Source organism: Halomonas profundus, from assembly GCF_020865425.1.
Taxonomy (GTDB): Bacteria; Pseudomonadota; Gammaproteobacteria; order Pseudomonadales; family Halomonadaceae; genus Vreelandella; species Vreelandella titanicae.
Genome location: NZ_CP086344.1, coordinates 465,799 through 487,071 on the forward strand (window position 1 = coordinate 465,799; position 21,273 = coordinate 487,071).

A 21,273-nucleotide genomic window follows, 5' to 3' on the forward strand; every position below is an offset into this window, starting at 1 on the left:
ACCTTATGACGCTGCAGACACAGATTGAGCAGAAGTTAACGGCACTTGCGCCGGACGTGCTGCAGGTTGAAAACGAAAGCCACATGCACAACGTGCCCGCGAACTCTGAAACCCACTTCAAAGTGACGCTAGTGAGTGACTCCTTCGACGGCATGATGCCGGTGAAGCGTCACCAGCAAATTTATGCGCTGTTGGCCGATGAGCTTTCCGGACCGGTGCACGCCTTAGCGCTGCATCTTTATACCCCCAGCGAGTGGCAGGCACGCGGCGGTGAACGCCCGAGCTCACCCAACTGTCGCGGCGGCGGGAAGTGAATCAAGAAGTTACTCGGCGCCACTACCTGGACGCCATGGGTATTACCGCCTGGGCCGCGAAGTACCAGTTGCCTAATGCGCTGCCCACCGAGGCCTGCGAGTGGGAGGATTCGACGCCTGCCCCTACGCCACCTCGGGAGCGGCTACAGGCATTGCTGGACGACGCCCCTGCGCCCAAGCGGCAAACGTCCAAACCTCAACCGTCCGAACTTCAATCTTCCGACCCCCAGGCCTCAGGCGAAGCCATTGCCTCACCCTCGGCGGTGCGGGCACTGCTGGGTCAAGACAAGCAGCGTGCGGACAAGTCGGGCCAAAATAAGCCGGCGATTGCCAACCCGGAGACGGCGACTTCCAGCGCGGAAACCGTGCCAGCCAAACCGCTTAAGTTCGCGCTCTCCTGCGTTTGTCTTGAGGGCCGCTGGATGGTGCTGCAGGCGGGGGAAATGAGTCCGCTTGAGCAGCAGCTACTGGCCAACCTGTTACAGGCCGCGGGCATTCAGCGTGGAGCGTTGCCGGAAGTGAGCCACTTCACCTGGCCGCAAATGGCCAACGCCTTTGCGGTGGAGGATCCCCTGGACGAAGCCCGCGAGGGCTTGGCGGCGTTTATCGCTGGAAGCGCGAGCCGACAGGGGTGGCGGTTAGAGCGATTACTCTGGTGGGGTGAGTTGGAAGCCGAGCCTGATACCGAATCTGGAGCTGAACAAGCGCCGCTGGAGCGCATACTGAACGTGGCTGAAGGTCACAGCCAAACGCTTTCGCTGCCCTTATGGCAGGGCCCCTCACTTGGGGCGCTCCTCGACGGTAGCCATAGTAAGCGCGACCTCTGGCCAGCGCTGCAGGCGTTAGGCCAGCAGTGGGAAGCCGATAAGGCGACTGGCGCTCAGGCAGTGGGCACTCAGTTAGAAAGTGCTCAGCAGGCAACGGATGATCACTGAACTCAACGTTGAGCACCTAGCCCTACTGATTGCGCTTGAGTACCGGGCGCAGAGCGGTACTTCTGAGACGCAAATGCTGGCAGCGTTGGGCAGCCAGGATACCTGTGTACTGGGCTGGTGGCAGGATGAGCAGTTGTTAGGGTACGCCATTGTGGCGCGACTGCCGTTTGAGGCGGAACTACAAGCCATTGGAGTACACCCAGAGCAGCGACGCAGTGGAGCAGGTCGGGCGTTGATGGAGGTCGTGCTGTCCACCGCACGCGGCTGGCTGAGCGAGCGGCTGCTGCTAGAGGTGCGGGTGAGTAATCTTAGCGCTATCCGGCTCTACCAGCGCTGCGGGTTTAGCGAAGACGGACGGCGCAAAGGCTACTACCCACCGCTATCGTCGCAAGCCGCCGCCGGGCGTGAGGATGCGCTGCTGATGTCCCTGGTGCTTTAGGGCAGCAGCGCACTTATCCTGAGCCTAAGGCGTGCTGGAGGTTTCGAGGCTGTCGAACTTGCTGAGCAGGCTGTTGAGGCGACGCTCCCACTCTTCGCGCTCCTCTTTCAGCTTGGCGTTTTCGCCGCGCAGCTCTTCATTTTCCAGTTTCATCATCTCCAGTGCATCAACAGTGTCGGTGACTTTCTGCTCAAGTTGATTAAATAGCTCCAGACTCATGTATCTCTCCCTAGCGTAAAAACGAAAACCCAAAATAGGTCATAAAAAGGCACCCAAATAAACAAGCACAAAGCTTGTCAGTAGGGACGAATGAGGCGAGCGTAACGCCACCGCCGCGTGGCGGCAAGCGCTGTTTACGGTGCTTGACGTTGATAGAGCCGCGCAGTGCTTTCGCCCGCCTGGGTTTCGCGGTGCAATAGCCAGTTGGCGGGCACCTTGGGAGCCAGCGATGTCTCGGTTTCCAGGTAAATCATTGCCTCGTTATCCAGCCAGCCACTAGTTTCCAATGTCGAACAGCAGGGCGCGGCCAACTGCTGATGGAAAGGCGGGTCAAGAAAGACCAGCGTATAGGGCTTGGCTGGGCGCGTCAGATAAGTCTGAACATCGTTAACATGCACCGCGCTTGCGGTAATATTGAGCGATGCCAGATTGGTCGACAGCTGCGCCGCTACCCGCGGGTCGCGCTCGACAAAATCGACCCAGGAGGCGCCGCGAGACACCGCTTCAATGCCTAGCGCACCGGTACCTGCGAACAGGTCGAGTACCTGCTGGCCGTAAAGCTGTTGGCCGAGCCAATTGAACAGCGTTTCACGCACGCGGTCTGGGGTTGGACGCAAGCCTGGGCTATCCAGCACCGGCAACTGACGGCGGCGGAACTCACCGCCGATGATGCGTAACTTACCAAGTGGCTTACCAACGGGTTTGCCAAGTTGTTGACCACCCCGCTGAGCAGGTGTGCGGCGGGATGTAGAGGATCGAGGGGGGCGTTGTCGTGTCATAAAGCGGATTGTAGCGGGCTGTTTATCCAAAGTCTTGGGTTACGGTGTTAGCATAACCTTAATGTCCACTATTTATGTCGGGTAACACTCATGTTTGGTTTTTTTAAACGCAAGAATAAGCAAGATCCGCAACAGGCGCCTCAAGACAAGCAGGCGCAGGAGGAGCAGTTAAAGGAGCAGCCTCAAGAGCAAGCCGATGAGATGGACATTGCAACGCCCGAGACTTCCACTGACGTTGTTGAAGAGACCTCAGAAGCGCCGGAAACTTTGCCAGAGCCAGAGCCAGAGCCAGAGCCAGAGCCAGAGCCAGAGCCAGAGCCAGAGCCAGAGCCAGAGCCAGAGCCAGAGCCAGAGCCAGAGCCAGAGCCAGAGCCAGAGCCAGAGCCAGAGCCAGAGCCAGAGCCAGAGCCAGAGCCAGAGCCAGAGCCAGAGCCAGAGCCAGAGCCAGAGCTGACGCCCGCGCCCGCCTTGCAAGAGAAACCGGTGGCTGACAAAAGCGACCAGAAAGGCTGGTTTGCGCGTATCAAGTCAGGCCTGGGGAAAACCCGTGCCAATTTAACCGATGGCATCGCCGATCTGTTTTTAGGTAAAAAACAGATTGATGACGAACTGCTGGAAGATCTGGAAACGCAGCTGTTAATGGCCGATGTGGGCATTGATGCGACGACCGAGATTATTGGTCGCCTGGAAGCGCGGGTCTCGCGCAAAGAGTTGAACAACCCAGAAGCCCTCTACCGTGGCCTGCAAGAAGAGTTGTCCGCCATGCTGGCGCCGGTCGCCAAACCGCTTGTACTGGAAAAGGCGGGCAAGGGGCCGTTTGTTATTTTAGTGGTGGGTGTTAATGGCGTGGGTAAAACCACCACCATTGGTAAGCTCACCCAGCGTTTTCAGCGCGAAGGCAAAAGCGTTATGTTGGCGGCCGGTGACACTTTCCGTGCCGCCGCTGTCGAACAGCTCAAAGTCTGGGGCGAGCGCAACAAGGTGCCGGTCATCGCCCAACACACCGGCGCGGACAGCGCCTCGGTGATTTATGACGCGGTAGCGGCCGCCACTGCGCGAGGTGTTGATGTACTGATCGCCGATACCGCCGGACGGCTACATAACAAAAGCCACCTGATGGAAGAGCTGAAAAAAGTCCACCGGGTGATGCAGAAGCTAGATGACACCGCGCCTCATGAAGTGATGCTGGTGCTGGATGCGGGCACCGGGCAAAACGCGATTTCCCAGGCCAGCACCTTTAACGACGCCGTGCCGGTCAGCGGGATCACGCTAACCAAACTGGACGGCACCGCCAAAGGCGGGATTATTTTCGCGCTGGCTAAACAGCTGGAAACGCCGATTCGTTTTATTGGTGTGGGGGAGGGTATCGACGATCTGCGCCCCTTCGAGGCCAATGATTTTGTCCAAGCGCTATTTGACCGCCAAGGGGACGATGCCAGCGCATGATCGCCTTTGAGCATGTGGGAAAACGCTACGGTGGACGCTTTGAAGCGCTGGCACATCTTAACTTTCGGGTTGCCCGGGGCGAAATGGTGTTTCTTACCGGTCACTCCGGGGCGGGGAAAAGCTCGCTACTACGCTTAATCATGCGCCTTGAGAAACCTAGCCGTGGGCGCGTCGTCGTAGCGGGGCACGACATTGCCCAGCTGCATGCCAGCCAAGTGCCGTTCTATCGGCGCCAAATTGGCGTGGTTTTCCAGGATCATCAGCTGCTCTTTGATCGCAGCATTTTTCACAATGTTTCTCTACCGCTGGAGATTCAAGGGGTTGAACCTCGGGAAGCCGCCCGCCGTGTGCGTGCCGCGTTAGATAAAGTGGGGCTGCTGCATCGTGAAAAGGCGTTGCCCATAGAGCTCTCCGGCGGCGAGCAGCAGCGGGTCGGCATTGCCCGGGCGGTGGTTAATAAGCCCGCGCTACTGCTTGCCGATGAACCGACGGGAAATCTGGATCCCCAGCTTTCGGCGGATATCATGGCGCTATTTGAGGACTTTAATCGGATTGGTACCACCGTGATGATCGCCAGTCACGATTTGGCCCTAATTGCCCGACTGCGCCACCGCATCCTGCGCTTAAGCGACGGCAGGTTGGTAGCCGATGAGGGGGCGGTATGAGGTCATCCGCGACACCCAAGCGTCGTCAGGGAGCAGCATTAAAAACGCCGCGCAAAGCCGCTGTTAAACCAGCGGTTGAGAAAGCCCAAGCGCCACAGCGGGGCGCCAGGTCGCAGCAAACGCGCTTTTCCAGCCGCCTGCGGGCATGGGGGCGCCATCACCGCAGTATGGGGTGGGATAGCTTTCAGCGCTTGATACGCTATCCGCTGGGTAATCTCCTGACCATGCTGGCGATCGCTATTGCACTGGTACTGCCTGCGGCGCTGTGGCTAACCCTGGATAGTGCCCGCCTGCTGGATGCAGAGCTTGATGAGAGCGCCACCCTAACGGTCTACCTGGAGTTGAGTGCTGATGATGCCCAGTCGCTGCGTATCGAGGAGGCGGTCAACGCGGAACCGGGCGTGCTCGAAACCCAGCTGATCAGCGCCGAGCAGGGTATGGCGGAGTTCCAGCAGTCGCTGGGGCTCGATGATGCCTTGGCAGGGCTGGAGAGTAACCCGCTGCCTATCAGTATGGTGGTACGCCCAGAAAGCGTTGATCCAGTTGCCATGCAGCAGTTGGCCGCCCGTCTTGAAGCGCTCGCTGGGGTGGATGAGGTGCGTCTTGACCTGGCCTGGGTAGAGCGGCTGAGAAACTTAGCCGAGCTAGGTCGCCGTGTAGCGCTGGCGCTAGGGGTGCTGTTTGGTTTAGGCGTGCTGCTGGTGGTCGGTAATACCATTCGTCTCTCGGTGGAGAGTCGTCGCCGGGAAATTGAAGTCGTGATGCTCATTGGCGCCACGCATGCCTTTGTGCGACGGCCTTTCCTATACAGCGGTGCTTGGTATGGCTTAGGCGGTGGGCTGTTGGCACTGGGTTTGTTAGGTCTGGGCAATCACTGGCTTTCCCTGCCGGTATCCGCTCTGGCGGCAAGTTACGGGGCGAGTTTTTCTTTACCTCAACTCGACGTGACAGGCTCTACAATTCTGCTATCTTGCAGTACACTACTAGGTTGGTTGGGTGCCTGGTTGGCGGTGACTCGTCACCTTTCGAGTATTCGGCCAAGATAATTGATGAATTCTAAGCAGCTAATGCGATACTGCTGGTAATGCTTAACCTGCGAACTTTATGCTTGCGTTAAGGTCTCAGTATTGCAGACATTCGTATGACTGAATGTGTATGACTGAATTAGTATCACGGTTTTGTAATAGGTTATTGATAACGTGCTACGTCAACCACGATGGGTTACAGGGGAGACCACCTGCACATGAGCACTAGTCTTCTACCGGTGGGGCAGCTTTCGCCCGGCGGCGATCTGGGCGGTTACATCCGCGCAGTCAATGGAATTTCGGTATTAACGGCCGATGAAGAGCGTGAGCTCGCTTATCGCCTCTATGATGAAGGCGATCTGGAAGCCGCTCGTCGTTTGGTACTGTCGCATTTGCGCTTTGTGGTGCATATCGCGCGTAGCTATTCGGGCTATGGGTTGCCCCAAGCGGATTTGATTCAAGAAGGTAACGTTGGCTTGATGAAAGCCGTCAAGCGCTTCGATCCGAACCAGGGCGTTCGTCTGGTTTCGTTTGCCGTGCACTGGATTAAAGCAGAAATTCACGAATTTGTGCTGCGCAACTGGCGGATCGTTAAGATTGCCACGACCAAAGCCCAGCGCAAGCTGTTCTTTAACCTGCGCGGTGCGAAGAAGCGTTTGGCGTGGTTGAACAACGACGAAGTGGACGCCATCGCCAAAGATCTCGACGTTAAGCCCGAGATCGTGCGCGATATGGAAGGGCGCTTGTCGTCTTACGATGCAGGCTATGATGCTCCGGCAGGCGATGATGAAGAGAGCACCTATCAAGCGCCGGTGCACTTCCTGGATGATTCCGCTTCCGACCCTGCCACGCAGTTGGAAGATAGCAACTTCGAGGAAGACTCGACGCGCCGTTTGCAGCTTGCCCTCGAAGGGCTTGATGAGCGCTCGCGGGATATTCTCCAGCGCCGCTGGTTAGCCGATAGCAAAGAGACGCTGCATGATCTGGCCGACGTCTACGGCGTCAGCGCGGAGCGTATTCGCCAGCTCGAAAAAAATGCCATGAAAAAGCTGCGTCAGAAAATGGGTGAGGAAATGGTCGCCTAAGACCACGCTGAATGCACAATTTGTGGCTTTTCAGCATTAAAAAAACCGGCTCCCGTTAAAGGAGCCGGCTTTTTGTGCAGCCAGCACGCGAGCCTAAGCAGGCTGTGCCGTGGCGCGCAGTAAGTGGGCCGATAGCAGCGACCACTGATCTTCCCAATGTTCGGTGGGCAAGCGCTTAAAGTCGCTGCGCACATACTGTGAAATTCGCCCCTCCGCCTGGGCCGCTAACAAATTGGCAGCGGCAGAGGCAGGAATCGTGGGGCGTAGGCCTTCACGCAGTTCGGCTTCGCGCAGAATCTGCTTAAGCTGCATTTCCAGGCGTTCAAACAGCTGGTTGACCCGCTGGCGTAGCCGTGCGGTTTCGCCGGTGAGTACGTCGCCGCCCATCACTCGTGCCAGGCCAGGATTTTTCTCAGCAAAGCCCAGCAGCAGCGCGAGTATGGTGCCGCAGCGGGAGGTGGCGTCGGGAACGTCTTCTAAAATACGCGTGATGCGGGCAAAAATACTCTCTTCGATAAAGTCAATCAGCCCCTCAAACATACGCGCTTTGCTGGGAAAGTGGCGGTAGAGCGCCGCTTCTGAAACTCCTACCTGGCGGGCGAGGGCGGCTGTGGTAATGCGCTTGCCGCTATCTTCCTCGAGCATCAATGCCAGGGCTTGGAGAATTTGCTCGCGGCGGCGAGGTTTTTGATCTTCGCTCATAATGTGGCCTCCGTCGCGGTTAGCTCGCGTCCTTGATTTGAGTACCTACCCCAGCATTGGTGAAAATTTCCAGTAACACCGCGTGGGGGACACGGCCATCAATAATGTGCGAGCTGTTCACGCCGCCCTTCACTGCATCCAGCGCGCAGCGGATTTTGGGCAGCATGCCGCCATAAATCGTGCCATCGGCGATCAGGTCATCCACCTGAGCGGTGCTTAAACCGGTGAGCACTTCACCTTCGGTATTCATTAACCCGGCGACATTGGTGAGTAGCATCAGCTTTTCTGCATTGAGCGCTTCGGCGATCTTTCCCGCTACCAGGTCAGCGTTGATATTGTAGCTGTGGCCTGCGGCGTCGACGCCAATCGGTGCAATCACCGGAATAAAATCACGCGCTGCCAGCATCTCGATAAGCTCGGTTGAGATCGACTCCACTTCGCCCACATGGCCAATATCGATGATCTCGGGCGCCGTCATTTCGGGACTTTGGTGCTCAACTTTGAGCTGGCGGGCACGAATTTGTGAGCCATCTTTACCGGTCAAGCCAATCGCTTTACCGCCGCTTTGATTGATCAGGTTGACGATGCTTTTGTTGACCAAGCCGCCCAGTACCATCTCGACCACGTCCATGGTTTGTGAGTCGGTAACGCGCATGCCGTTGACGAAGCGAGATTCAATGTTGAGCTTTTTGAGCAGGTCTCCGATCTGCGGCCCGCCGCCATGCACCACCACCGGGTTGATGCCGACTTCCTTCATTAACACGATATCGCGGGCAAAGGAGTCGATCAGGGTGCTTTCGGTCATGGCGTTACCGCCATATTTGACCACCACGGTTTTGCCGGAGAACTGCTGAATATACGGGAGGGCTTCGGAAAGCACCTCCACAACGACCTGGGGATCGCGACTGGCTGAACTCATGAGGTTGTCCCTTGCGAACGTTTATTATGCTGCTAACGTTTATGCTGATTAAGTGATGAGGGTCGCGCTTTCTAGGTGGTCGCGATCCCTCCAGCCCCGAGCTATTTAAAGAGCTATCTGTCTACTGGGGGAGCTCAATGTCTGGCGCGACGCGCCGAAGCGCGTCGTTAAAAATTGCTTTGATGCGTGCTAGCGCGGCCTCGTCTTTCCCTTCAAAGCGCATGACCAGTGCAGGCGTGGTGTTCGAGGGGCGGCACAGCCCCCAGCCATCCTGGTAGTCAACGCGAATGCCGTCCAAAGTTGTTTTTATACCTTCGCCGAAGTCGCCCTCGCGAGCAAGCTTATCCACCAGAGAAAATTTGTTATCGTCGCTAACCGCTATATTAATTTCCGGTGTGGCAACGTCTTGAGGGAAGTTGGCAAAAAAAGTATCGGCGTCGTCGGCTTGATTGGCGAGAATCTCTACCAGCCGAGCGGCGGCGTAGAGGCCATCGTCAAAACCATACCAGTGCTCTTGGAAAAAAATATGCCCACTCATCTCGCCACCAAGCTGAGCGCCGGTTTCCTGCATACGCGCCTTGATCATCGAGTGCCCGGTACGCCACATTTCCGGTTCGCCGCCGGCCTCGCTGATCACTTTGACCAAGTTGCCAGTGCACTTAATATCGAAAATAACCTTGGCCCCAGGTTGGCGCGCGAGCATATCGGTGGCAAACACCATCAGCAGGTGGTCGGGATAAATCAGCTTGCCAGTGGGTGTGACAACGCCCAGACGGTCGCCATCACCATCGAAAGCAAGGCCAATGTCGGCCCCGGTTTCGTGCACTTTGCGGATCAGATCCTGGACATTTTCCGGCTTGCCCGGATCAGGGTGGTGATTGGGGAAATGGCCGTCAATTTCCGCAAACAGCGGGATGGTCTCAATACCTAACCGTGCCAGCAGCTGCGGACCGAGTTCCCCGGCAACGCCGTTGCCGCAGTCGACCACGGCTTTTATCGGTCGGTTGATCTTAACGTCGCCTAGAATGCGCGTTAAATAGCGTTCACGAACATCCTGCTGGGTGATACTGCCTTGAGCATTGTCTAAGCTACTGTCTAGGTTGCCGGACTGGATACGTTCAAACAGGGCTGTAATCGCATCACCAGAGAGCGTTTCGCCGCTCAGCACAATTTTAAAGCCGTTATAGTCAGGCGGATTGTGGCTACCGGTGACCATTACGCCTGATTGGGTGCCTTCCAGTATGTGAGTGGCGAAGTAGAGCACCGGGGTGGGCACCATGCCGATATCGATCACATCGCGCCCTGCGGCGTTCAGGCCACGCATCAGCGCTGCCTGCAGCCGAGCGCCTGAAAGGCGACCGTCGCGGGCGACTACCACGCTGGATTCGCCCCGCGCGGCGGCCTCAGAGCCGACAGCACGCCCGATCATTTCTACCGTCTCTTCAGTGAGCGTGTCGTCAACGATACCGCGAATATCGTAGGCGCGAAAAATCGAAGCGGGTACAGACTGTGCGTTCATAGGGCTTCCCAGCTAAATAGACGTTTCCTTAAAAGGGTTCCTAAACAGGCGCGACCACTCGTTACTGACTGCCCGTACTGCCAAACCCGGCGCCGCCCCTTGAGGAGTCTTCAAACGCGTCCACCAAGGAGAGTTCGGCCTGTACCACAGGCACAAGCACGTACTGTGCCAGCCGATCGAAGGGGGTTAGCGTAAACGAGCTCTGACCACGGTTCCAGACCGAAATCATTAGTTCGCCCTGGTAATCTGAGTCGATTAAACCCACTAAATTGCCTAGCACGATGCCATGTTTATGCCCCAAACCGGAGCGCGGTAGGATCATGCCTGCCAAACCCGGATCTTCAATATAGATGGCAATGCCGGTGCGTACGAGCTGGCAATCGCCGGGCGCTAATATTAACGGCTCATCCAGCAGGGCGCGCAGATCCATTCCCGCCGAGCCAGCTGTCGCGTAGGCAGGGAGGTAGTCGTGCAAACGCTCATCTAATACTTTGCACTGCAGGCGGGGGCGGGCACTCATGGGGATTCTCCAGATGTTTTCGTAGCGGCTGTTGTGGGTAGTAGGGCGAGCGCTTGACGGATGATGGTGGTGGCCAGCTGTGTCTTCGGCTGTGCAACTTCTGAGCGGCTCTCGACGCCTTGAGGGGTGCGCCAGAGTATCCAGGCGGCGTTCTGGTCGCTGCCAAAGCCCAGGCCAGCCTGGGAGACGTCGTTGGCGACGATCATATCCAGCCCTTTGCGCTGTAATTTATCCCGTGCGTAACGCTCAACCTCCTGGGTTTCGGCGGCAAAGCCGATCACCAGCGGGCGCTGTTTGGCGGGCAGTGCCGCGACGCCGGCGATGATATCGGGATTTTTAACCAGGGTCAGGGTGAGTGTGTCGCTATCATCCTGCTTTTTGAGCTTATGCTCGGCAGAGGCTGCCGCGCGATAGTCGGCGACAGCCGCGCAGCCGATAAACAGCGCCGCTTGAGGCGCTAGCCGCTGAGCTTCAGCGTGCATCTGCTCGGCTGACTCAACGTCAATTCGCGTCACGCCCTGGGGAGTGGGTAGGTCAACCGGCCCACTGATCAGCGTCACCTTGGCCCCTTCAGCTACCGCGGCTGCGGCCAGGGAAAAGCCCATTTTCCCCGAGCTGTGATTGGAGATGTAGCGCACGGGATCCAGTGGCTCACGGGTAGGGCCAGCGGTGATCACAATATGGGGTGCATGTGAGTGAGGCGCTGTGGTGATAGGGGCAGCAAACAGCGCCGTAACCGCGCTAAAAATCTCTTCAGGCTCGCTCATGCGGCCTGGCCCCACATCGCCACAGGCCTGGTCACCGGCGGCGGGGCCTATGAGCTGCCAACCGTCATGCTCAAGCTGCGCTACGTTACGCTGGGTGGCGGGGTGGCGCCACATAGCCTGGTTCATCGCCGGGGCAATCAGTTTGGGCGCTTCTGAGGCCAGGCAGAGCGTAGTGAGCAGGTCGTCGGCCATACCGTGCACCAAACGAGCGATAAGGTCGGCAGTCGCCGGAGCGATCAGCACTATATCCGCCCAGCGGGCCAGCTCAATATGGCCCATGCCCGCCTCGGCTTCGGGGTCGAGTAAAGAGGTGCGCACAGGCTCGCCGGAGAGCGCCTGCAGCGTGAGCGGGGTAATAAAGGCCTGGGCCCCGTCGGTCATCACCACGCGCACCTCGCAGCCCACCTGCTTGAGCAGGCGCACAAGCAACGCGCTTTTGTAGGCAGCGATACCCGCACTAACGCCGAGCAGTACGCGTTTGCCGGCGAGCGTCGACGCGCTTGTCGAGTTAACAGCAGAGGCCATGGTCAGTGATCCATATCCGCGTTCGTAAGGAGGCTTACCATACCATTGGCACCAACAATTTGGCATATTGAGCACAAACAAGGTTAAGCTAGGTTTAATGAGGCTTATGGCTGTAAAGCTATGCGTGTTGAGGCTGGCTTCGATCGACAAAGATGGGCAGCGCGGGTGAGGTGCGATGGGAATTAATCACTGGCCGGAAGGTGAGCGGCCCCGGGAAAAGCTATTAAATACTGGCGCCCAGGCGCTCTCAGATGCCGAGTTGCTGGCAATTTTTTTGCGTGTTGGCGTACAGGGTCGTTCGGCGGTCGATTTAGCGCGGGATTTACTCAGCAGTTTCGGTGGTTTGCGCCAACTGCTAGAGGCCGATCAGGAAAGCTTCTGTGCTGCCCGTGGGTTAGGTAGCGCCAAGTACGCTCAGCTCCAGGCGACGCTTGAGCTGTCGCGGCGCCATTTAGCCAGCCAGTTGGCGCGGGGCAATGCGCTGACATCACCTGCCTTGGTGCGCCACTACCTGAGTTCGCAGCTACGCCATTTAGGGCATGAGGAGTTTGCGGTGCTTTTTTTGGATACTCAGCACCGAATTATTCGCTATGAATCGCTGTTTCGCGGTACCCTAGACAGCGCATCCGTTTACCCCCGCGAAGTTGCCAAGCGCGCATTAGAGCTGAGCGCTGGCGCCGTTATCCTGGCGCATAACCACCCTTCTGGTGTGGCAGAGCCAAGCGATGCTGATCGACGTATCACGGAACGCCTCAAAGAGGCGCTGGTACTTTTTGACGTGCGCGTGCTGGATCATTTCGTGGTGGGGGATGGAGAAGTGATCTCTTTTGCCGAGCGCGGCTGGCTATAAGCAGTATAAGAATGCACTGTTCTATGCCGTTTTGATTAAGTAAAATGAGCAAAAAAGTGCTTTTCCAGCCTTTTTTGTGGGTTTTGCTTGCTGTAAGTCGGGTGCTCTGGTATAAAGTGCCACCTTTAAACTTGGGTTGAATAACGGATTTGGATAAAGCTTGGCGGTTAACGGCGTCGACACCTTCCCTGCTCCGGTTTGCCCGACAGTTTTGAACACTCAGGTTATTATATCCTGGCCAAGCAGTTGGAGGCTCTAATGTCCAAAGTATGTCAGGTTACCGGCAAGCGTCCGGTAACTGGAAATAACGTTTCACACTCCCAGCGTAAGACACGTCGTCGTTTCTTGCCGAACCTGCACACCCATCGTTTTTGGGTTGAGTCTGAGAACCGCTTCGTCAAGCTGCGCGTTTCCACTAAAGGAATGCGCATCATCGACAAGAAAGGTATCGACACAGTTTTGGTTGCTATTCGTAAGCGTGGCGACGCTATCTAAGCCAGCTTTATTATACAAAGCCCTTTGGGCCAGGTATTTTGGGCCAAGCATTTTGGGAGAGTTAAACCATGCGCGATAAAATCAAGTTGGTGTCCAGTGCCGGTACAGGCCACTTCTACACCACTGATAAGAACAAGCGGAACACTCCGGATAAATTCGAATTCAAGAAATTCGACCCGGTCATTCGTAAGCACGTGATCTACAAGGAAGCGAAGATCAAGTAATCGCTTTTGCGATGTTGATCGGCTTCCACTGCAGGCGAGCGCCTGTTCAAAAACCCGGCCTCAAGCCGGGTTTTTGCATGCATGTCTTTCGTGTGTCGCATGCTTCGCTAAACCACCTTCATTAGGCTGTCACTACAGGCAGGTACGATGTCTAAATATGCCCGAACTTCCTGAAGTTGAAACCACCCGACGCGGGATTGCTCCCTATATTGAAGGCCAGGAAGTCACCGAAGTGCTGGTGCGTCAGCCGCGGCTGCGTGTGCCTGTGCCCGATGATCTGGCCGAGCGGTTGGTAGGTGCGCGCATTGGGGGGTTGATGCGGCGGGCAAAATACCTGCAGATTCCTATCCAGGCTGGCGGCGCGCTTGAAGGTGACGCTAGCGCGACGCTGCTCTGGCACTTGGGTATGTCGGGCAGTCTGCGGATTGCCCGGGTGGGGGATTTGCCTAAAAAGCATGACCACGTGGACGTGGTGACTGCCAGCGGCTATGTGCTGCGCTATCACGATCCCCGTCGGTTTGGCTTTGTGGATTGGCAGGCCGCAGACGCAGCGCAGGATAAACGGCTTGCTCACTTGGGCCCTGAGCCGCTGTCTGATGCGTTTAACGGCAAATGGCTCTACACGCTCTCGCGCAACAAGCGCGTGGCAGTAAAACCGTTTCTGATGGATAACCAGGTGGTTGTTGGTGCCGGGAATATCTACGCGGCAGAGGCGCTATTTATGGCCGGCATTGATCCCCGCCGTGCGGCGGGGAGAGTTTCCCGTGCTCGCTATGACGCCTTGGCCCTGGCCGTGAAAGACGTGCTGGCGGCGGCAATTACCCAAGGTGGCACCACGCTGCGGGACTTTGTCAGTGGCCAGGGTGAGCCCGGCTACTTTGCCCAACGCCTTAATGTTTATGGCCGCCACGGCCAACCCTGTTTGCGCTGTGGCGCTGAGCTTCGGCGCATTACGCTTGGCCAGCGTGCTAGTGTGTTCTGCCCCGGCTGCCAGCGCTAATGGCTACCTATCAGTGCTACTGTTTTATTTAAGTATTGCTTTGCCTCATCTTTTGCCTTGTCTGAGTTTTTAAAACACGGGTTTTTAAGCCCAGGTTTTAAGACACAGGTTTTTAAGGCAAGGTTTTAAAGACAAAATTTTTGGAGATTGCTGTGACCCAACGCCTGCGCCTGAATAAAAATGCCGACCGCCGTCTTAAAGCGGGCCATCTTTGGATCTACTCCAATGAGGTGGATATCAAAGAGACGCCGCTGAAAAACTTTGCGGCAGGCGAAACCGCACTGGTAGAAGCCTCCAATGGCAAAGTAATGGCCGTCGCGTATGTAAACCCTCATTCGTTAATTGCTGCCCGGATAATGTCTCGTGACCCCGAGATGCGCTTGGATCGTTCGCTGTTTGTACACCGCTTTAATCAAGCGTTGGCACTGCGTCAGCGCCTTTATGCGCAGCCGTTCTACCGCTTGATCCACGGCGAAGGCGACCTGTTGCCAGGTTTGGTGATCGATCGTTTTGGTGATGTCCTCGTCGTGCAGCTCAATACCGCGGGTATGCAGGCGCTGGCGGATGAAATTGTCGACGCGCTGGAAAAAGTCATCAAACCGGAGGTGATCGTCTTCCGTAACGATACTGGCGGCCGTCGTCAGGAAGGTCTTGAGGCCCACGTTGACGTCATCAAAGGTACGCTGCCTGACGAAGTGGTGCTCGAAGAGAACGGCGCTCACTTTGTGGTGCCGGTGCTGAACGGTCAGAAGACCGGCTGGTTCTTTGATCACCGGGTTAATCGCGAGTGGATCAATCGCAATGTGGAAGGTAAGCGCGTGCTGGACGTATTCAGCTACGTAGGCGGTTGGGGCGTGCAGGCGGCTGTTCATGGCGCGAGAGAGGTGATGTGCCTGGACTCTTCAGGCCCGGCGCTGGCTCAAGTGGCGCGCAACGCCGAGCTGAATGGCGTGCAGGAGAAGGTAGCGGTTAGTGAGGGAGATGCATTTGAAGCGTTAGCAGCGTTGAAGGCAGAGGGCGAGGAGTTTGACGTGGTCATTCTTGACCCGCCAGCGTTTATCAAAAAGCGCAAGGACATTCCCAACGGTGAGCGTGCCTACGCCCGCTTGAACCGCGAGGCCATGCGCCTGCTGGGTCGCGATGGTCTGCTGTTGTCTGCGTCCTGCTCCATGCACCTGGCGCCCGAGCGGCTAATGGACGTAGTGCGTGGTGCGGTTCGCCACCAGGATCGTCACGGGCAGGTGATTTTCCAAGGCCACCAAGGGCCTGATCACCCGGTGCATCCGGCTATCCCTGAAACGTCTTACCTGAAGGCGCTGGGTGTGCGTGTGTTCCGCGACTAGTTCAGGTAGCTAGAGTTCAGAGAAGTCAGCGTGTAGGGGAGTAAAGGTACACAGGAGTTAGCCGATGGAGTGGGCGCTGCCCGATCCTTTTGTGATCGATATCCGCGTGGCCGATGAGGCGATCGATGCTTATCAGCACGTCAACAACAGTGAATACCTGCGCTGGGTTGAGCAGATTAGCTGGGCTCACTCGGTCGCGCTCGGCCTCTCTCTTGAGCGTTACCGAGAGCTTGATCGGGCCATGGTGGTTCACCGCCACGAGCTGGATTACCTGGCGCCTGCCTTTGCAGGTGATGAGCTACAGCTGGCTACCTGGATTGTCGATTGTGACGAGCGCTTTAGTTTGACCCGCCGTTTTCAGCTGGTGCGAGTCAAAGACGCTAAAACGTTGCTTTACGCCCGTACACGCTTTGCCTGCGTGGCGCTTTCAACAGGGCGGCCCAAGCGCCTGCCCGAGGAGTATCGGCGTATCTACGGCGGCGCAGTTATTGTGGAGTGACGTAGAACGAAGTGGATTTTTTCGTGTAGAACCGGCAATCGCTAGATTTTTCTCCTAAAAAACGCCTTAACCGGCGTTTTTTTTGTTTTTTGTTTCTGGGGTGGTGGTCAACGTTAGCTGTGCTGTAATTTGCTTAACAACATGACTGACCTTTAAAAGCACAGGAAAAATCCAATGAAAATTGCTGTCCCCAAAGAGATCAAAAATCACGAGTATCGCGTGGCCTTAACCCCTACCGGCGCACGGGAATTAGCCGGGCGCGGCCATCAGGTGAGCATTCAGGCCGGAGCCGGTGAAGGTGCAGGCTTTAGCGATGCTGATTTCCAAGCCGCCGGTGCGCACATAGAAGCAGATGTGGACACTTTGTGGCGCAACGCTGAGTTAATCCTCAAGGTGAAAGAGCCGCAGCCGGACGAGGTAGCGCGACTCGCCCCACAGCATACACTGTTCACCTATCTGCACCTGGCCGCCGAAGAGCCCCTTACCCGTGGGCTGATGGAGAGCGGTGCCACCTGTATCGCCTACGAAACCATTACCGATGCCCGCGGTGGCCTACCGCTGCTGGCGCCTATGAGCACCGTAGCGGGACGAATGGCGGTGCAGGCTGGGGCCCATAGCCTGGAGAAGGCCCAGGGCGGTGCGGGCGTGCTGCTGCCCGGTGTGCCGGGTGTGGCGCCAGGTAAGGTAACCGTGATTGGGGGTGGCGTGGTAGGTGAAAACGCTGCGCGCATGGCGTTAGGGTTAGGCGCGGAAGTTACCATTCTGGATAAGTCGTTAGCGCGGCTTGAAGTGCTGGATGACCGTTACCAGGGGCGCATTAAAACCGTTTACTCCACCGCAGACGCGCTGGAAACGGCCACCCGTGAGTCTGACATGATCATTGGCGCGGTGCTGGTGCCCGGCGCCGCTGCGCCAAAACTAATCACTCGCAGTATGCTGGCTGATATGAAGCCTGGCAGTGTACTGGTCGATGTTGCCATCGATCAGGGCGGCTGTTTTGAAACCAGCAAGCCCACCACCCATGCCGAACCGACCTATATCGTCGATGGGGTGGTTCACTACTGTGTGGCCAATATGCCCGGCGCGGTAGCACGTACGTCCACCCAGGGGCTGACCAACGCCACGCTGCCCTTTGTACTCGCCCTGGCAGATAAGGGCTGGCAGCAGGCGCTGCATGACGACCCACACTTTCTCCCGGGCCTTAACGTGCACGCGGGGCAAGTCACCTACCAGGCCGTAGCGGATGCCTTTGGGCTGGAAAGTATCGACCCTGCGAGCGTTGTTGGCAGCTAAACTGTTGAAAGCTAGCTGTCGGCGGCTAATTAATTAGTCGCATCCGGGGCTGGCGTTAGTTCAGTAGTGGGGCGGAAGTTCATCCTCGGGGCGCTGGCCGCCCTGGGGTTCGCTTGCCTGGAGTGCCTGGTGCTGCTCACGCAGGCGTTCGCGCATTAGGCCGCTGAGCTGCTCCAGTTTCTCCAGGCGGCGCTCCTGTTGTACCACCGCTTGATCCAGGGTATCCAGCCAATGCTCTTGATGGGCTATGCGACTCTCTAAAGATTCAAGACGTTGAGCTAGGTCAACAGGCGATAATTCATGTGTCATGATAACATTGCAGCCTTATGTAGTAGTATGCCGGTGCTATTGGGAATGGGCCTGATAGTGCGGGTATTGTCCTTCGTCTGTTACCCATACAACAAGAGAGCTTTTTTTTTCTATGAACCCAAAAGTTGTGTTTCGCTGTTTCTTAATCAGTGTATTACTTGCCGCCCCCACGCCACTTTTGCTGGCGGGGATTGTTCATTTAACCGATAGTGCCCTCGCCGAGCTGTGGATGGCCGAGTTGGCAATCAGTGGAGTTAGCGGTGTCTATATCGCCGTTGCGATAGGTAGTTTTATTGTTCTGTGTATTGGCACATTAGCGTCTGCCGCTTTTGCGCCCTCGATCGTGGTGGCGTCCGATGCTGTGGTTCGTCCCAAGCCAGCAACGCGCCAACCCCAAGCGGCTGCACCGTTGGACGATGATGAGGAGGAAGACATCATCGATCCTAACGATGGCCGCGAAGAGGGTGAAGTAAAGTGGTTCAATACCAACAAAGGCTACGGTTTTATTACCCGCGATAATGGCGAAGATGTGTTTGTACACTTCCGTGCCATTCGTGGTCGTGGCCCGCGTATGTTGGCAGAAGGCCAAATCGTGCGTTATCACGTGATTAAAAATGAGCGTGGTTTGCAGGCCGACGATGTCAGTATTATTGAGTGAGCCCAACGGCTAGTTAAATTGATCGTTGGATAGTAACGACCCCGCTTCGGCGGGGTCGTTTACGTTTAAAGCGCTCGATTAACGCCCTGAATCGGGCCACTCTATTGCCCCTTCTTTGCCACCGGGCAACACTTGCCAGAAGCGGTCAGGGTCATCACCGGGGTGCCAGCCACCCAGTGAGCAACGTATTTCGGTTTGCAACGCTTCCGCGGCCTGTTGGGCACACTCTTGGTCGGTCATCCACGGCGTGTGGTTGCTATCAAACCATAGGCTGGCAAAGCCATCAGCGGCTTTGTCTACCAGCAATACCGGCACGCAGTCACCCTGGTATTGGCCGCGGGTTTGCCATTTACCTTTGCCTGCGGGGCTCAGCGGTGGCGCGATTAGTGCACTTTTCAACCACTCATTGAGCGCATCAAGCGACACGCTGGCTAGGTAAATCTCTATATCGGGGTAACGCTCCATCATAGGTTTACCTCACCGGAGAAGAGTAGCGCTTGCAGCGTCGCTTCGTAAATCCGGCTTAAGTCGTCCAGATCGCTGGCGCGAACGCGCTCATTGACCTTGTGGATGGTGTCGTTGAGCGGGCCTAGCTCGACCACTTGAGCGCCAAGGGTGGCGATAAAGCGGCCATCCGAGGTGCCGCCGCTGGTAGAGAGCGCCGGGCGCTCGCCGGTCACCGCTTCAACGCCTTTAATGGCGGCGTCAACCAGCGCGCCTTCCGCGGTTAAAAACGGCTCGCCGTTGAGCGTCCAGTCTATCTGATATTCCAATCCATGCTGGTCGAGAATGGTTTCCGTGCGCGCTTTGAGCTCATCAGAGGTCACCTCGGTGGAGAAGCGAAAGTTAAACACCACTTCCACGTCGCCGGGGATCACGTTGGTCGCCCCGGTGCCTGCGCGCAGATTGGAAATCTGAAAGCTGGTGGCGGGAAAAAAGTCGTTGCCCGCGTCCCAGTGCTCGTTGACCAGCGCATCCAGCGCTGGCATGGCCTGGTGGATGGGATTGCGCGCTAAATGCGGATAGGCCACGTGACCCTGCACGCCTTTAATGTGCAGCGTGGCGCCCAGTGAGCCGCGACGACCGTTTTTGATCACATCGCCCAGGCGCGTGGTCGAGGATGGTTCGCCGACAATGCAGTAGTCGAGCCGTTCATTACGCTCGCGCAGGTGCTCGACCACCGCGCGAGTGCCGTCGACTGCCGGGCCCTCTTCATCGGAGGTAATCAGAAAGGCAATACGGCCATCGTGATTCGGGTGGTTGGCCACAAAGCGCTCAACGGCGGTCAGCATTGAGGCCAAGCTGCCTTTCATATCCGCCGCGCCACGTCCGCACAGCATACCCTCATCATCAATGCAGGGCTCAAACGGTGGGTACTGCCAGTTGGTATAGGGGCCGCTGGGCACCACGTCGGTGTGGCCGGCAAAGGCCACCACCGGGCCGTGATGGCCGCGAACCGCCCAGAAATTCTTTACGTCGCCAAACGGTAGCCGCTCAATATGAAAACCGAGCGCTGCTAAGCGCTCGATCATGAGTTCCTGGCAGCCCTCGTCGTCCGGCGTTACCGAGGCCCGGCTGAGCAGCTCAAAGGCGAGCGTGAGCGTCGGCGACAGTCCTTCAGATTCAGTTGTGGGCATGCAGCGCCTCGTTCAGGGCGATAGCACTTTTATTGGTCAAGCACTCAATGCGGCCATTCTGGGAGTTGCGGCGCCATAGCTGATCGTCTTGCCCGGCCAGCTCGCGGGCGGCAACGGTGTTCACTTCCTGGCCCTGATCATCCAGTAAGGTCACTTTGGAGCCAGCGGTGATATACAGCCCTGCTTCTACCGTGCAGCGGTCACCCAGGGGAATGCCGATGCCTGCGTTGGCGCCGATCAAGCAGCCTTCCCCGACCTTAATGACGATATTGCCACCGCCAGAGAGAGTGCCCATGGTGGAGCAGCCGCCGCCCAAGTCGGAGCCTTTGCCGACCATCACGCCGGCTGAGATGCGACCTTCGATCATGCCGGGGCCTTCGGCGCCCGCATTGAAGTTGACAAAGCCTTCGTGCATGACGGTAGTGCCTTCGCCTAGGTAAGCGCCCAGACGTACGCGGGCGGTGTCGGCAATGCGGATACCGGTAGGCACCACGTAGTCAGTCATTTTGGGGAATTTATCGACACAGTCGACGGACAGCGCGCGGCCCGCCATACGTGCCTTCAAGCGGCGCGTAGGCAGCTCTTCAATGTCGATGGCGCCTTCGTTGGTCCAGGCAATATTGCGCAGAAGGCCAAACATGCCGGTGAGATCAAGACCGTGAGGTTTGACCAAGCGGTGGGACAGCAGATGCAGCTTTAAATACACCTCTGGCGCGGTTTGTGGCGCTTCGTCGCTCTCCAGGAACATCGCGACCAGGGGGCGCTGGCTGGCAGAGAGCGCTTCGGCAAGCTCTGCCTGGGCGGAGTGCCCCGCGGCTTCTAACGCTTTAGCCAGGCGTGTGCAGTCTTCGGGCAAAAAGCTGATGGCGGCGTTGCCTTGGGGGGCATCCAGAGCTTGTTTGGCGGCTTCCACCAGGCTGGCGGGTGGGTTGAGCAGCGGCGCCGGGTAGTAGATTTCCAGCCAGTCGCCCTGGGTGTTTTGGGTGCCGATTCCAAGCGCAAAGCTCAGCATAAGAAGGTGTCCTGTAGTGATAAATAGTGAAGAAAAGCAGGCAAAGCCAAGGTGCCTAGTTGCTTAAGTGCTTAGTTTCTCAAGTATCTAGTTG

At 57.2% G+C, this 21,273-nt stretch carries 26 protein-coding genes; 15 read left to right on the forward strand and 11 right to left on the reverse strand.

From position 1 onward, the window contains the following. Window positions 1–5: 5 nt before the first annotated feature. From LMS44_RS02215 to rimI, 3 genes are read left to right on the forward strand one after another with little or no spacing between them, the layout of a single operon-like run. Window positions 6–314 (forward strand): BolA family protein, encoded by a 309-nt coding sequence (locus tag LMS44_RS02215; protein ID WP_039860389.1) that lies wholly within the window; start codon window positions 6–8, stop codon window positions 312–314. Next, window positions 311–1,249, forward strand: a complete 939-nt coding sequence (locus tag LMS44_RS02220; protein ID WP_159175991.1) for a hypothetical protein — start codon at window positions 311–313, stop codon at window positions 1,247–1,249. Before LMS44_RS02215 ends, LMS44_RS02220 begins: the two co-directional genes overlap by 4 nt. Further along, window positions 1,239–1,688, forward strand: a complete 450-nt coding sequence (gene rimI, locus LMS44_RS02225; RefSeq protein ID WP_022520216.1) for a ribosomal protein S18-alanine N-acetyltransferase — start codon at window positions 1,239–1,241, stop codon at window positions 1,686–1,688. The genes LMS44_RS02220 and rimI overlap by 11 nt, the downstream gene beginning before the upstream one ends. Window positions 1,689–1,712: 24 nt before the next feature. On the opposite strand, the gene zapB is transcribed toward rimI, so the two are convergent. Both zapB and rsmD read right to left on the reverse strand, forming a co-directional pair. Then, on the reverse strand, window positions 1,713–1,907 hold the full coding sequence (zapB, locus tag LMS44_RS02230; protein ID WP_022520215.1) for a cell division protein ZapB: 195 nt from the start codon (window positions 1,905–1,907) through the stop codon (window positions 1,713–1,715). A gap of 134 nt (window positions 1,908–2,041) precedes the next feature. Continuing rightward, the gene (gene rsmD, locus LMS44_RS02235; RefSeq protein ID WP_022520214.1) at window positions 2,042–2,686 is read right to left on the reverse strand and encodes a 16S rRNA (guanine(966)-N(2))-methyltransferase RsmD; all 645 of its coding nucleotides are present in this window, start codon (window positions 2,684–2,686) and stop codon (window positions 2,042–2,044) included. Window positions 2,687–2,776: 90 nt separating this feature from the next. Between rsmD and ftsY the strand changes: the two genes are divergently transcribed. The 4 genes from ftsY to rpoH all read left to right on the forward strand — a co-directional run bounded on the left by ftsY (window position 2,777) and on the right by rpoH (window position 6,907). Further along, the gene (ftsY, locus tag LMS44_RS02240) at window positions 2,777–4,132 is read left to right on the forward strand and encodes a signal recognition particle-docking protein FtsY (RefSeq protein ID WP_498946726.1); all 1,356 of its coding nucleotides are present in this window, start codon (window positions 2,777–2,779) and stop codon (window positions 4,130–4,132) included. Next, the gene (gene ftsE / locus LMS44_RS02245; RefSeq protein ID WP_022520212.1) at window positions 4,129–4,797 is read left to right on the forward strand and encodes a cell division ATP-binding protein FtsE; all 669 of its coding nucleotides are present in this window, start codon (window positions 4,129–4,131) and stop codon (window positions 4,795–4,797) included. The genes ftsY and ftsE overlap by 4 nt, the downstream gene beginning before the upstream one ends. Next, a complete protein-coding gene (ftsX, locus tag LMS44_RS02250; RefSeq protein WP_022520211.1) occupies window positions 4,794–5,843 on the forward strand; it encodes a permease-like cell division protein FtsX in 1,050 nt (349 codons plus the stop codon). The genes ftsE and ftsX overlap by 4 nt, the downstream gene beginning before the upstream one ends. A 197-nt stretch (window positions 5,844–6,040) precedes the next feature. Next, entirely contained in the window at window positions 6,041–6,907 is an 867-nt protein-coding gene (rpoH, locus tag LMS44_RS02255) for an RNA polymerase sigma factor RpoH (RefSeq protein WP_022520210.1), read from the forward strand. A 93-nt stretch (window positions 6,908–7,000) separates the two neighbouring features. Here rpoH and slmA read toward each other — a convergent pair whose 3' ends face one another. The 5 genes from slmA to coaBC form a co-directional block, all read right to left on the reverse strand. Continuing rightward, window positions 7,001–7,609: a nucleoid occlusion factor SlmA gene (gene slmA / locus LMS44_RS02260; protein ID WP_022520209.1), complete on the reverse strand. Its 609-nt coding sequence runs from the start codon at window positions 7,607–7,609 to the stop codon at window positions 7,001–7,003. 19 nt (window positions 7,610–7,628) lie between these two features. Further along, window positions 7,629–8,528, reverse strand: a complete 900-nt coding sequence (gene argB / locus LMS44_RS02265; RefSeq protein WP_007111740.1) for an acetylglutamate kinase — start codon at window positions 8,526–8,528, stop codon at window positions 7,629–7,631. Window positions 8,529–8,649: 121 nt separating this feature from the next. Then, a complete protein-coding gene (locus LMS44_RS02270) occupies window positions 8,650–10,047 on the reverse strand; it encodes a phosphomannomutase/phosphoglucomutase (protein WP_159175993.1) in 1,398 nt (465 codons plus the stop codon). 61 nt (window positions 10,048–10,108) lie between these two features. Then, window positions 10,109–10,567 carry a dUTP diphosphatase gene (gene dut, locus LMS44_RS02275; protein WP_022520207.1) on the reverse strand — a complete coding sequence of 153 codons (459 nt, stop codon included), beginning with the start codon at window positions 10,565–10,567 and terminating at the stop codon, window positions 10,109–10,111. Then, the gene (gene coaBC, locus LMS44_RS02280; protein ID WP_278370516.1) at window positions 10,564–11,859 is read right to left on the reverse strand and encodes a bifunctional phosphopantothenoylcysteine decarboxylase/phosphopantothenate--cysteine ligase CoaBC; all 1,296 of its coding nucleotides are present in this window, start codon (window positions 11,857–11,859) and stop codon (window positions 10,564–10,566) included. The genes dut and coaBC overlap by 4 nt, the downstream gene beginning before the upstream one ends. Before the next feature lie 175 nt (window positions 11,860–12,034). On the opposite strand from coaBC, the gene radC reads away from it, so the two are divergent. The 7 genes from radC to ald all read left to right on the forward strand — a co-directional run bounded on the left by radC (window position 12,035) and on the right by ald (window position 17,563). Next, window positions 12,035–12,709, forward strand: coding sequence for a RadC family protein (gene radC / locus LMS44_RS02285; RefSeq protein WP_009288617.1), 675 nt, complete (start codon window positions 12,035–12,037; stop codon window positions 12,707–12,709). Between the two features lie 258 nt (window positions 12,710–12,967). Further along, window positions 12,968–13,204 carry a 50S ribosomal protein L28 gene (gene rpmB / locus LMS44_RS02290; RefSeq protein ID WP_022520205.1) on the forward strand — a complete coding sequence of 79 codons (237 nt, stop codon included), beginning with the start codon at window positions 12,968–12,970 and terminating at the stop codon, window positions 13,202–13,204. A gap of 68 nt (window positions 13,205–13,272) precedes the next feature. Continuing rightward, on the forward strand, window positions 13,273–13,428 hold the full coding sequence (gene rpmG, locus LMS44_RS02295) for a 50S ribosomal protein L33 (protein ID WP_022520204.1): 156 nt from the start codon (window positions 13,273–13,275) through the stop codon (window positions 13,426–13,428). A 157-nt stretch (window positions 13,429–13,585) separates the two neighbouring features. Then, a complete protein-coding gene (gene mutM, locus LMS44_RS02300; RefSeq protein WP_022520203.1) occupies window positions 13,586–14,428 on the forward strand; it encodes a bifunctional DNA-formamidopyrimidine glycosylase/DNA-(apurinic or apyrimidinic site) lyase in 843 nt (280 codons plus the stop codon). Between the two features lie 152 nt (window positions 14,429–14,580). Then, window positions 14,581–15,771: a class I SAM-dependent rRNA methyltransferase gene (locus LMS44_RS02305; protein ID WP_159175994.1), complete on the forward strand. Its 1,191-nt coding sequence runs from the start codon at window positions 14,581–14,583 to the stop codon at window positions 15,769–15,771. 64 nt (window positions 15,772–15,835) lie between these two features. Next, window positions 15,836–16,270, forward strand: a complete 435-nt coding sequence (locus tag LMS44_RS02310) for an acyl-CoA thioesterase (RefSeq protein ID WP_009288620.1) — start codon at window positions 15,836–15,838, stop codon at window positions 16,268–16,270. A gap of 174 nt (window positions 16,271–16,444) precedes the next feature. Then, complete coding sequence (ald, locus tag LMS44_RS02315) at window positions 16,445–17,563, forward strand: alanine dehydrogenase (RefSeq protein ID WP_009288621.1); 1,119 nt, start codon at window positions 16,445–16,447, stop codon at window positions 17,561–17,563. Window positions 17,564–17,623: 60 nt separating this feature from the next. On the opposite strand, the gene LMS44_RS02320 is transcribed toward ald, so the two are convergent. After that, complete coding sequence (locus tag LMS44_RS02320; RefSeq protein ID WP_022520200.1) at window positions 17,624–17,872, reverse strand: SlyX family protein; 249 nt, start codon at window positions 17,870–17,872, stop codon at window positions 17,624–17,626. Window positions 17,873–17,984: 112 nt separating this feature from the next. On the opposite strand from LMS44_RS02320, the gene LMS44_RS02325 reads away from it, so the two are divergent. Beyond that, a complete protein-coding gene (locus LMS44_RS02325) occupies window positions 17,985–18,530 on the forward strand; it encodes a cold-shock protein (protein ID WP_022520199.1) in 546 nt (181 codons plus the stop codon). Between the two features lie 78 nt (window positions 18,531–18,608). Here LMS44_RS02325 and LMS44_RS02330 read toward each other — a convergent pair whose 3' ends face one another. The 3 genes from LMS44_RS02330 to dapD are packed head-to-tail and all read right to left on the reverse strand — an operon-like array spanning window position 18,609 to window position 21,179. Further along, window positions 18,609–18,998, reverse strand: a complete 390-nt coding sequence (locus LMS44_RS02330; protein ID WP_009288622.1) for a hypothetical protein — start codon at window positions 18,996–18,998, stop codon at window positions 18,609–18,611. Then, entirely contained in the window at window positions 18,995–20,167 is a 1,173-nt protein-coding gene (gene dapE, locus LMS44_RS02335; RefSeq protein WP_022520198.1) for a succinyl-diaminopimelate desuccinylase, read from the reverse strand. The genes LMS44_RS02330 and dapE overlap by 4 nt, the downstream gene beginning before the upstream one ends. Further along, window positions 20,154–21,179, reverse strand: coding sequence for a 2,3,4,5-tetrahydropyridine-2,6-dicarboxylate N-succinyltransferase (gene dapD, locus LMS44_RS02340; RefSeq protein WP_009288624.1), 1,026 nt, complete (start codon window positions 21,177–21,179; stop codon window positions 20,154–20,156). Before dapD ends, dapE begins: the two co-directional genes overlap by 14 nt. Window positions 21,180–21,273: the final 94 nt, after the last annotated feature.

What these genes read in the sequence shown, in the direction of transcription:
- LMS44_RS02215 (WP_039860389.1), top strand. Translation starts at nt 6, where the DNA reads ATGACGCTGCAGACACAGATTGAGCAGAAGTTAACGGCACTTGCGCCG.
- rimI (WP_022520216.1), top strand. Translation starts at nt 1,239, where the DNA reads ATGATCACTGAACTCAACGTTGAGCACCTAGCCCTACTGATTGCGCTT.
- zapB (WP_022520215.1), bottom strand. Translation starts at nt 1,907, where the DNA reads ATGAGTCTGGAGCTATTTAATCAACTTGAGCAGAAAGTCACCGACACT.
- rsmD (WP_022520214.1), bottom strand. Translation starts at nt 2,686, where the DNA reads ATGACACGACAACGCCCCCCTCGATCCTCTACATCCCGCCGCACACCT.
- ftsY (WP_498946726.1), top strand. Translation starts at nt 2,777, where the DNA reads ATGTTTGGTTTTTTTAAACGCAAGAATAAGCAAGATCCGCAACAGGCG.
- ftsE (WP_022520212.1), top strand. Translation starts at nt 4,129, where the DNA reads ATGATCGCCTTTGAGCATGTGGGAAAACGCTACGGTGGACGCTTTGAA.
- ftsX (WP_022520211.1), top strand. Translation starts at nt 4,794, where the DNA reads ATGAGGTCATCCGCGACACCCAAGCGTCGTCAGGGAGCAGCATTAAAA.
- rpoH (WP_022520210.1), top strand. Translation starts at nt 6,041, where the DNA reads ATGAGCACTAGTCTTCTACCGGTGGGGCAGCTTTCGCCCGGCGGCGAT.
- slmA (WP_022520209.1), bottom strand. Translation starts at nt 7,609, where the DNA reads ATGAGCGAAGATCAAAAACCTCGCCGCCGCGAGCAAATTCTCCAAGCC.
- argB (WP_007111740.1), bottom strand. Translation starts at nt 8,528, where the DNA reads ATGAGTTCAGCCAGTCGCGATCCCCAGGTCGTTGTGGAGGTGCTTTCC.
- LMS44_RS02270 (WP_159175993.1), bottom strand. Translation starts at nt 10,047, where the DNA reads ATGAACGCACAGTCTGTACCCGCTTCGATTTTTCGCGCCTACGATATT.
- dut (WP_022520207.1), bottom strand. Translation starts at nt 10,567, where the DNA reads ATGAGTGCCCGCCCCCGCCTGCAGTGCAAAGTATTAGATGAGCGTTTG.
- coaBC (WP_278370516.1), bottom strand. Translation starts at nt 11,859, where the DNA reads ATGGCCTCTGCTGTTAACTCGACAAGCGCGTCGACGCTCGCCGGCAAA.
- radC (WP_009288617.1), top strand. Translation starts at nt 12,035, where the DNA reads ATGGGAATTAATCACTGGCCGGAAGGTGAGCGGCCCCGGGAAAAGCTA.
- rpmB (WP_022520205.1), top strand. Translation starts at nt 12,968, where the DNA reads ATGTCCAAAGTATGTCAGGTTACCGGCAAGCGTCCGGTAACTGGAAAT.
- rpmG (WP_022520204.1), top strand. Translation starts at nt 13,273, where the DNA reads ATGCGCGATAAAATCAAGTTGGTGTCCAGTGCCGGTACAGGCCACTTC.
- mutM (WP_022520203.1), top strand. Translation starts at nt 13,586, where the DNA reads ATGCCCGAACTTCCTGAAGTTGAAACCACCCGACGCGGGATTGCTCCC.
- LMS44_RS02310 (WP_009288620.1), top strand. Translation starts at nt 15,836, where the DNA reads ATGGAGTGGGCGCTGCCCGATCCTTTTGTGATCGATATCCGCGTGGCC.
- ald (WP_009288621.1), top strand. Translation starts at nt 16,445, where the DNA reads ATGAAAATTGCTGTCCCCAAAGAGATCAAAAATCACGAGTATCGCGTG.
- LMS44_RS02320 (WP_022520200.1), bottom strand. Translation starts at nt 17,872, where the DNA reads ATGACACATGAATTATCGCCTGTTGACCTAGCTCAACGTCTTGAATCT.
- LMS44_RS02325 (WP_022520199.1), top strand. Translation starts at nt 17,985, where the DNA reads ATGAACCCAAAAGTTGTGTTTCGCTGTTTCTTAATCAGTGTATTACTT.
- LMS44_RS02330 (WP_009288622.1), bottom strand. Translation starts at nt 18,998, where the DNA reads ATGATGGAGCGTTACCCCGATATAGAGATTTACCTAGCCAGCGTGTCG.
- dapE (WP_022520198.1), bottom strand. Translation starts at nt 20,167, where the DNA reads ATGCCCACAACTGAATCTGAAGGACTGTCGCCGACGCTCACGCTCGCC.
- dapD (WP_009288624.1), bottom strand. Translation starts at nt 21,179, where the DNA reads ATGCTGAGCTTTGCGCTTGGAATCGGCACCCAAAACACCCAGGGCGAC.